The organism is Ruegeria sp. R14_0, from assembly GCF_017743975.1.
In the GTDB taxonomy this organism is placed as follows: domain Bacteria; phylum Pseudomonadota; class Alphaproteobacteria; order Rhodobacterales; family Rhodobacteraceae; genus Ruegeria.
Genome location: NZ_JAGHRC010000023.1, coordinates 1 through 1,863, shown reverse-complemented (window position 1 = coordinate 1,863; position 1,863 = coordinate 1). Strand labels below are relative to the sequence as shown.

Below are 1,863 nucleotides of genomic sequence, written 5' to 3'. Positions count from 1 at the left end.
TTCAGGACGTCTGGGCCAACCCCTTGGGCTTCGTGGTGACCTCCTACCGCGTCGACGCCGAGACCCTGGAGAATTGACCCAAATGAGATCTCTACCTGCGCTCCCCACCATGGTCCTCTTGGCGCTTGCCCTTCCTGTTGCCGCCCTCGCCGAGGCCACCCCGCAAGGCGGCCCGCTCGACATCCGCATTCGCACCGCCGTCTACAATGAGAACCAGGTCTACAGGATCGAAACCGATCTTCGGCATTCAACGACGATCCATTTTGGGGCGGGGGAGCGCTTCGAGGCGGTGATTGTCGGCGACACCGAAAGCTTCCAGGTCGACCCGATCCCCGAGCTTGGCAACGTGCTGACCATCAAACCGCATGTGGCCAATGCCTCGACCAACATGACGGTGATCACCAACCGCCGCACCTATTCCTTCCACCTGCGCGAGGGCTCGATCCCGAACCGCACCGGCATGTTCTTCGAGGTCCGCTTCCGCTACCCGGACGAAGAGCGTCGCACGGCAGGTGCAACCCAGCCCAAGGGCTTTGAGGCCCCGCGCAACTACAACTACCGCGTCTCGGGCGAAGGGGATTTCCGCCCCAGCCATATCTATGACGACGGGCGCTATACGTATTTCGTCTTCCCGGAGAACGGTCGCCAACCTGCCCTCTTCAAGGCCGATGACCAGGGCCGCGAACGCACGGTGAACTGGACCCAGCAAGGCAACACGGTCCGGGTGCTTGGGGTGAACACCTACTGGACACTACGCATTGGCGACGAGGTGATCTGCGCCTGGCGCGACGAGCGCACCATATACGTGAGCAACTGACCATGGCCGATCAAACCCCTCCCGATCTGCAGGACCGCCTCGACCAGTTCAGCCAGCGCGGCAAATCCAAACACCGGGCCAACAGCCTCGGGGTTGGTGCTCTCGCCGCCGCCCTCGCCCTTGGTGGCGCCGGCGTCGCGTATTTCCTGGCCACCGGGCTTCGGACAAGTGACAGCGCGCTTGAGACCTCCGATGTCGAGACCTTTCAGGACCGCCGCCCCGGCACCGGCGGGCGGCTGGAGTTTCCACCCGATGAGACAGAGCAAAGGGTCAATGACGCGCTGATCGCTGTCGAGGAAGCGCTGGACGTGCCCGCCGCCCCTGCCCCGGAACCGAGCGCCGAGGTGCTGGCCGAGATCGCCAAGCTCCGCGAGGCCCTCGCCGCCAGCCAGGCTGCCCGCAACTCGGAAATCCAGTCCGCCGTCGCAGACCTGCGCGAGGCCTTCGACGAACAAAAGGAAGCGCTTGAAGCGACGCTGACCGCAAAGGAAACCGAGCTGGCCAACCTGCAGCGCCAGACCGATACCCGCATCGAAGGGCTGCAAGCCTTGCTCGATGCCGAACGGGCGCAGCGCGAGGGACTGGAGGCAGAGTTGGACCGCGAAGGTTTGATCGCCGACCAGCGCCTTCTCGAAGAGCGCCGGCGTCAGGAAGAGGAGCAGCGCCAGCGCGAGGCCGAACGGGTCGCCGAGGAGCTTTTGACCGCGCAGATCAAATCCCCCGCCGTGGTCTACGCAGACGGTCCGCGTGGTGGCCAAAGTGCAGCGGCGGAGGCCGACACTGCGGCCGCTGTCGCCGGGGAGCCGGTCCTGTCAGGAAACGAGCAGTTCCTGCAGAGCGCGCGACCGCTCGAAGTGCAAGAAGCCGCCCGCCTCACCCATCCCGAGCGCACGCTGACCCAAGGGTCCGTCATCCAGGCCGCGCTCCAGACCGCCATCAACAGCGATCTACCCGGGTCTGTCGTGGCGGTCGTCTCCGAGCCGGTCCCGGCGTTTTCCGGGGACCGGATCCTGATCCCCCGAGGCTCCCGCCTTTTTGGCCAATAC

At 65.3% G+C, this 1,863-nt stretch carries 3 protein-coding genes; all 3 read left to right on the top strand.

The window, feature by feature from the left end; genetic code table 11:
- Nucleotides 1-77 (top strand): VirB8/TrbF family protein (locus tag J7416_RS22550; RefSeq protein WP_280636888.1); only part of this gene is annotated, 77 nt, incomplete at its 5' end.
- Nucleotides 78-82: 5 nt separating this feature from the next.
- Nucleotides 83-817, top strand: a complete 735-nt coding sequence (locus J7416_RS22545; protein WP_180888394.1) for a TrbG/VirB9 family P-type conjugative transfer protein — start codon at nucleotides 83-85, stop codon at nucleotides 815-817.
- A gap of 2 nt (nucleotides 818-819) precedes the next feature.
- Nucleotides 820-1,863 (top strand): TrbI/VirB10 family protein (locus tag J7416_RS22540; RefSeq protein WP_209227941.1); only part of this gene is annotated, 1,044 nt, incomplete at its 3' end.

Bases quoted from the DNA above. Each gene is read 5' to 3' on its own strand.
- J7416_RS22545 (WP_180888394.1), top strand. From the start codon at position 83: ATGAGATCTCTACCTGCGCTCCCCACCATGGTCCTCTTGGCGCTTGCC.